Annotated in this window: 4 protein-coding genes and 1 tRNA gene; 3 read left to right on the top strand and 2 right to left on the bottom strand. The window is 55.3% G+C overall.

Annotation, left to right across the window (positions count from 1 at the left end; all coding sequences use genetic code 11):
- The 3 genes from AC0AP0_RS07535 to AC0AP0_RS07525 all read left to right on the top strand — a co-directional run.
- Positions 1–1,698: multicopper oxidase domain-containing protein (locus AC0AP0_RS07535; RefSeq protein ID WP_490429991.1), on the top strand; the 1,698-nt coding region annotated here is incomplete at its 5' end.
- Between the two features lie 507 nt (positions 1,699–2,205).
- On the top strand, positions 2,206–3,756 hold the full coding sequence (locus AC0AP0_RS07530) for a hypothetical protein (RefSeq protein ID WP_490429989.1): 1,551 nt from the start codon (positions 2,206–2,208) through the stop codon (positions 3,754–3,756).
- Positions 3,757–3,870: 114 nt separating this feature from the next.
- Positions 3,871–4,398 (top strand): NUDIX hydrolase, encoded by a 528-nt coding sequence (locus tag AC0AP0_RS07525; protein WP_490429987.1) that lies wholly within the window; start codon positions 3,871–3,873, stop codon positions 4,396–4,398.
- A 196-nt stretch (positions 4,399–4,594) separates the two neighbouring features.
- Here AC0AP0_RS07525 and AC0AP0_RS07520 read toward each other — a convergent pair.
- Positions 4,595–4,671: transfer RNA gene (locus AC0AP0_RS07520), tRNA-Arg, on the bottom strand.
- A 44-nt stretch (positions 4,672–4,715) separates the two neighbouring features.
- Positions 4,716–6,359: 1-deoxy-D-xylulose-5-phosphate synthase (locus AC0AP0_RS07515; RefSeq protein WP_490429985.1), on the bottom strand; the 1,644-nt coding region annotated here is incomplete at its 5' end.

Raw genomic sequence — 6,359 nt, 5'->3', positions numbered from 1 at the left:
CCCTCGGTCATTCGCAGGCCTCTGCCTTTTCATCCCCTCCTCTGGGGTGCTTGGGCGCTCATGCAGGTTGGCTTGCTAATCAGGCTCCTTGGAGCCATCCGGCTCTACACGCCCTTATGGAAGGCGGGGAACCTGCTGAATGTCCTGGGAATCCTCTCCATGATGCTGACCGTGGTTTACCTGGCTGCTCGTGGCAAGCAGGTCCTGGCTTCCAAACGCTACCGTCGTCGTCAGCCCAAGGATTCGCATACCGAACTTGTTGGGACCTTGGCCCTGCGGGCGGACCTTGTTGCCACCTCGGCTACTGTGCTGATCTTGGTGGCAGCGGTGGTCTTGATGGCTCTGCGGCCGACGCTGGCTGTTTCCGTCGGGGCAACGCCCAATACTGGAGGGGTTCAGGACGTATCGTCGAAGAGCATCCAGCCGACCGGGCACACCAGCAGAGCTTCCATCAAGGTAAATGGGATGGCCTTTGTGCCGGATACCATCACCATTGATGCAGGCGACCGGTTGGTTGTAGATTTTCAGAACACTGGAGATCAGCGGCATGACTTGGTTTTTGCCAATGGCAAGAGCACAGGATCCGTGCCCGTAGGCCAGAGCGTCTCGGTCGACGTGGGTGTCCTGGGCGGCGACACCTTGGGATGGTGCTCGCTGGCGGGACACCGTCAGATGGGTATGGAGCTCAAGGTCAAGACCAAGGGTGGAACAACTACCGAGCAAATGCAGTCCTCCGCTGGGAAGATGACCATGAACCAGGCCCCTTCGGCAGCCAAGCTCAAGTCGCAGGCGGAGAAGAGCGATCCTGCCAAGGCCACTCTTCCACCCCTGGATGACCAAGGGAGGGTTGGAACCAGAAAGTACACCCTGGATGTCAAGGAACGTAAGGAGCAGGTGACAGCAGGGCTTGAGCGCACGGTCTGGAGCTTCGATGACGCGAGTGATCCACGAGATAAGGGATCGAGGCCCTTGGCTCAGGGCCCGGTGCTCAGAGGTCGGGTGGGAGACACCTTTGAAGTAACCATCAGAAACAAGGGAAGCATGAGCCATTCCATTGACTTTCATGCCGGACCGGCTGTTCCCCAGACCATGATGCGCAACATAGACCCTGGCAAGGAGCTCCTGTACACCTTCACTGCTGATCGGGCCGGCATTTGGATGTACCACTGCAGCAGTGACCCCATGTCAAACCATATAGCCAACGGTATGTATGGAGCTGTGGTCGTGGATGATGGCACCCTCCCGCCAGTGGCTGCGGAATATATTCTGGTCCAATCCGAGATTTATCTGGGGTCCAATGGGGGGACTGCCGATGCTGAAAAAGTGGCGGCCATGACCCCGGATATCATGACTTTCAACGGACGGGCCTTTCAATATGATTCACACCCTCTCAAGCTGGAGAAGGGTCAAAGGGTCCGCATCTGGGTTCTGGATGCCGGTCCCAACCAACCGTTGTCCTTCCATATCGTGGGAACTCAGTTCGATACTGTCTGGACTGAAGGCCGTTATCTGATAGGCGGAGGTTCAGGAGCGAATTCCGCCGGTGCTTCATCAGCCGGAGCGCAGGTACTGCCTCTGCTGCCTGCCCAAGGCGGATTTGTCGAGCTCAAGGTCGATCAGCCTGGCGACTATTCCATAGTCAACCACGTTATGAGCCTGGCCGAGAAGGGGGCGCATGGCATCCTCCGGGTGTCGTGACGTAATTAAGCGACATGTGTGGCTCTGAGCCAAACGTTTGTCGAGTTTCGGAGCAGATACGATTCCGACCACGCGGAATGGTGGTTCTTGCCTGTCGCCTCCAAGCAGGGAAGTTGGGATGCAATGGCATCCAGGGGAACCTTATACGGACAAGAAAGCTATGGGCTGCGTCAGGGCGACTTCAATCTTGCAGTTGGGGTCCCTTGCTGGGAGTGTATCCCTTGTAGCCATAGTAATTCTGGCTTGCCTGAGCCCTTTGATCTTAGTTGTCGCCTGTTTGCTGATCTGCTGGTTGGTACCAATCGTTCATGGCTGCAGGCGTATTCGAGTTTCTGTCTATATGCAGATATCTCCCAAGGGAAGCGGCAACCGCGGTGTGGAACATTCCGAGTCTCAATGACCAGCAATCGGTCTTTTGGTATGTTCTTTCATGTCTCAGTTGCTTGTACCGGTTTTATGGGCGAATGTGCTGAACGAGCAGGCAAACACGAGGTCTAGCATATAGACATGATTCAGAGCGTATGTTCATATGCCATCATGCTGACCAATTTCGATTCAGAGGAACAGCTGAACGATTGGAATCAGGTCAGACATCTATGCAACCGCAATCAAAAGTGCGATCAAGAGCGCATTCCAGATGTGAATTCGAAGTTCTGGTCAGATTGTCCTGACGGCGTGAGCATCTGTGAGAGAACCATTCAGCAGCATTCGGAGTTTCTTGAACGATTTGCCGGCATTCTCAGAACTGCATTTCTGTATAGTCCCCATGTTTTTGTGACTGATGCAGAGCTCTTCGATGGCATCTATTTTCTGGCATTCGGTCCTGATATCGTTCTTGGTCTTTTGGGACAGAGCAGTTATGAGAAGCCCTTTCTCACCGTATCCGGCAGACAACCGACTTTGGAGCAGTGCTTGTTGCGGTTCACTACAGTGCCGCCTGATAATCAGCATCAACTTTCGACTGAAGAAGAGACGGTTACCCTACCGGATATAGGTACGCTGCGTCCGCTGGAGTATCAAGTTTTACAGAAGACCGTCACTTCTGAAGAAAGTCAACGATTTGCTCCACAGACTAGAGCCGTCTTGAATGAGCATACAGGCGATCATTGGTCGATAGCTCAAAGGATCGCTTACTTGTACGCTGCATATTGCCAGCAAGACCCGTCTGATGGTACCTGTCAATTCCTTGCTCAACGTTGGCAGGAATGGATAGACGCTGAACGGAAGGGTCTCATCAGGTATGAGCAACAAGATTCTCAAACCGGGTCGAATTCCAGCATCGCCCGCAGCTTCAATGAGGCCTTTCTTCCTGTTGTCAGTGAAAACGCCGATTGTCTGCGTTCCTGGTGTTCTGCCTCCAAGGCGGACGAGGCAGAAAAGACCGCATTTAGGGATGTTTTGAGCAAGGTAAGCCATGAGCCGAGACGATCCAAGGCCTTTGCGCTTATCAGGCATTCGACTTTGCCTGTAGGTAGATCTGATTGCAATAGGACCATGGAATGCGACCATCAAACGCTGGTGGACTGGTACCAGTTCGTATACCGCTTAGCAATGGCGGATTACCTAGGCTGCTGCCTTATGGCCGTAGAGAGCAAACCGAATTCGTATGAGCGCTATGCAGGCCGGACAGGCGGGCGCTCATTGATGCTGTCGGGCAAGGTCACGGAATTGTTGGGGCAGATGCCTTCCGCTTGTTTTGTGCAGTTTTGTTATCAGTCGAGGGACGCGATACAACAGTGGCGTAATTGTCGACCGAACGCCCCGGATTCTGACCAGCAGCAGCATATTCGCAACATTGCCTATTGTGTGCAGAAGTCTGCATCGCAGCTTGACCGAAAGCAAGATAATTCAAAAATTATCAAACAGTTTGTTGCGACTCTGATCATCGCATCCATATCTGTTTTTTGCGACAAAATCATTTTTTCAAGTTCAATATCCATTATCGTGATATTGGCCGGAGCTTGGTTTATTGAAGTATTTCCTGAGTTGCTGACAATGATGGAGTGGTTGTACGACCAGCATACGGCAACACAAACTATGGTATTTGCTCAACGGTAATCATCGATCAGGAAGGTGACTGTGAAAAACGCTGATGAGCTAAGGTCCAGGTGTCCTTTGCAGGAAATAAGGCGTAGAAAAGTCTTCGAGGAAGCCGGGGGAGCCGACTTTACCGTGACTGCTGTGGATGTCAAGGTAAAGGACACGGGTGCCGACATGACTTTGCACGTGGCGTCTGTCAAGCAGGGTCAACCAGGCGTGATCTGCGTGACAGTCGCAGAACGAGAAGGAGAGGACTTCTATCTGATAGCGCGGCACTGGCGGGTTGCTGTGGAAGACTGGCAGTGGGAATTTCCGCGAGGCATGGGAGAGCAAGGCGAGAATCCTCAAACCACAGCCATTCGTGAATTGCATGAAGAGACCGGATTGCGGGCTCAGCCTGACGCCGTCCGTCAGTTGCATAGGCTTCATGCCGATGCCGGGGTACTTCAAGACGACGTGCGGGTGATGGAAATACGGCTTGATGACATTTCATCTATTCCTGTAGTCGATAGCGTCAATCAAGGCGGTGATTGGGAACTAGAGGATCTCCAATGGCTGCGGTCAGCTGATATTACCAATATGATCAGTGATGGACGACTGATTGATGGGCTTACCATAGCTGCGTTCTCAATACGAGAGATTGATAAGCACAGGCAGTGAGTTCGTAGCGCGATTTGTGTATGTGTGGTCTGCTGAGCGAAGTTGGACTGCTTGTGTGCTTGATATGACAAATCGCCAACAATGAACGAACCCTTGTCAGCAGTCGTCAACTACTGCGAATCGTCTTACTCATTCATTTATGAGATATGAGCTCAAATCGACTTCCTGCTTCTCGTGCACAAGCAAGAAGCACTATTGGTGACCCCGGAGAGATTCGAACTCTCGACCTACAGATTAGAAGTCAGTTGCTCTATCCAGCTGAGCTACGGGGCCAAACCCTTTTATTATACCCGTTTGGGTCCACCGGCGGGTCAAATTTATGAAGCCTGGTCGACAAGGGCATCCGAGATGGCTTGAGTCATTGCAGGAACGGTCATGCCATACTTTTCCAGCAGGGTAGCTTGGGGAACCCGGTCGTTGAACTCCTTGGCTGCTCCGAAGGCCAGGGTGCGAACCTGTGCAGGTCCGTAGTAGGCAGCCACGGCCTGTCCCCAGCCGCCGTCCAGCTGGCCGTCCTCGATGGTGGCCACAAGGGAGTGGGTGCTGGCCAGGGCATCCAGGGTCTGCTCATCCAGGCGGTCATAGCGATGTGGGTCCACCAGCGTGGGCTTCAGCCCCATGGACGCCTCCAAGGAATCAGCTAGGTCACGGCCCAGGGGCAGGGCATCGCCGAGAGCCAGCAGGGCCACTGTCCTGCCTTCCTGCAGGATACGATAACGATCCCAAGGCTGGCTTTCGGCCGCGGGATTGGAGGTTGCTGGCGCTATCTGCTTGCCGGCCCTTTCTGTAGCCAGCGTGCGCTCGCCGGGCACCCTGATGACCACCGGCTGCCGAGCCGGGCCAGTGGCCCAGGCCAGCATGTCCAGAAACTCGGCCCCACTGGTCGGAGCCAGACAGGTCAATCCGGGGATGCCCCGCATCATGACCATGTCGGCCGTACCTGAATGCGTGGCATCGGTTTTGGCTACCCCAGTGGAGAAAACCAACAGGGTCACCGCGCTGCCGTTCAAGGCCATCTCCTGTTCGATCTGGTCGTAGGCCCTCTGGAAGAAGGTGGCCGAGGTGGCGACCACGGGCGTGCCTCCAGCCTTGGCGATGCCCGCAGCATAGGCTATCGCGTGGGATTCGGCGATGCCCACGTCCCGGTAGTGGTTTCCAGCCCGCTGGCGGAAGTCGGGGTCGATGCCATTTGACAGCGGCGTGGCGGGGGAGATGACCATGAGGCCCGGCTCTTGCGGGAACCTCGCCTCCAAGGCCTGCATGGCCATTCTTCCATAGGTCTTTCGTGAGTTGGGCAAGCGGTTAAAAGAGTCCAAGCCGTCCTGCCAGTGGTTGGCTTCTACCGGACCTTCGGCGGGCAAATCTGGCAGGGAAGTCATATGATCTGTGTTCACATCGCTCAGGCCCATGGAAGCCGGCCCGATCTGCCCATGGCTGCCCTGGCCCAGCCCCAGGCCCTTGCGGGTGTGGATATGGACCACCACCGGATGATCGGTGTCCTTGACCCGACGGAAGGCCTCGATTAGGTCCTCAATACGGTTGCCCTCCTCCACGTAGCAGTATTCCAGTCCAAGGGAGCGGAAGGGATTGTCTGAGCTGCGTCCCCCACTGGCACGCAGGGCCGCCAGGCTCTTGTAGAGTCCTCCGTGGTTCTCTGCAATGGACATTTCGTTGTCATTGACCACGATGATCAGGTTGCCGCCCTGTTCGGCAGCCCAGTCCAGCCCTTCGAAGGCCGGTCCGCTGCTCAGGGAGCCGTCCCCGATGAAAGCGATGATGTTGGACTTGCCGCCGGTCGCATCCCGCTGGGCGGCCATCCCGCAGGCCAGGCCGATCGAGGTGCCGGTGTGCCCCAGCATGAAGTCGTCGTAGGGGCTCTCCTTAGGCGAGGTGAATCCGGACAAATCCTCCTGAGACTCAGGGTCCGTGTAGGCCCGGCGCCGACCGGTCAGGATCTTGTG

The organism is Bifidobacterium sp. POST2/T3 (B1) (assembly GCF_058197115.1).
Note: the sequence above shows the minus strand (reverse complement) of the source record. Positions and strands in the feature narration are given on the sequence as shown.

Excerpts from the sequence above, each read along its gene's own strand:
- AC0AP0_RS07530 (WP_490429989.1), top strand. The coding sequence starts at position 2,206 with ATGATTCAGAGCGTATGTTCATATGCCATCATGCTGACCAATTTCGAT.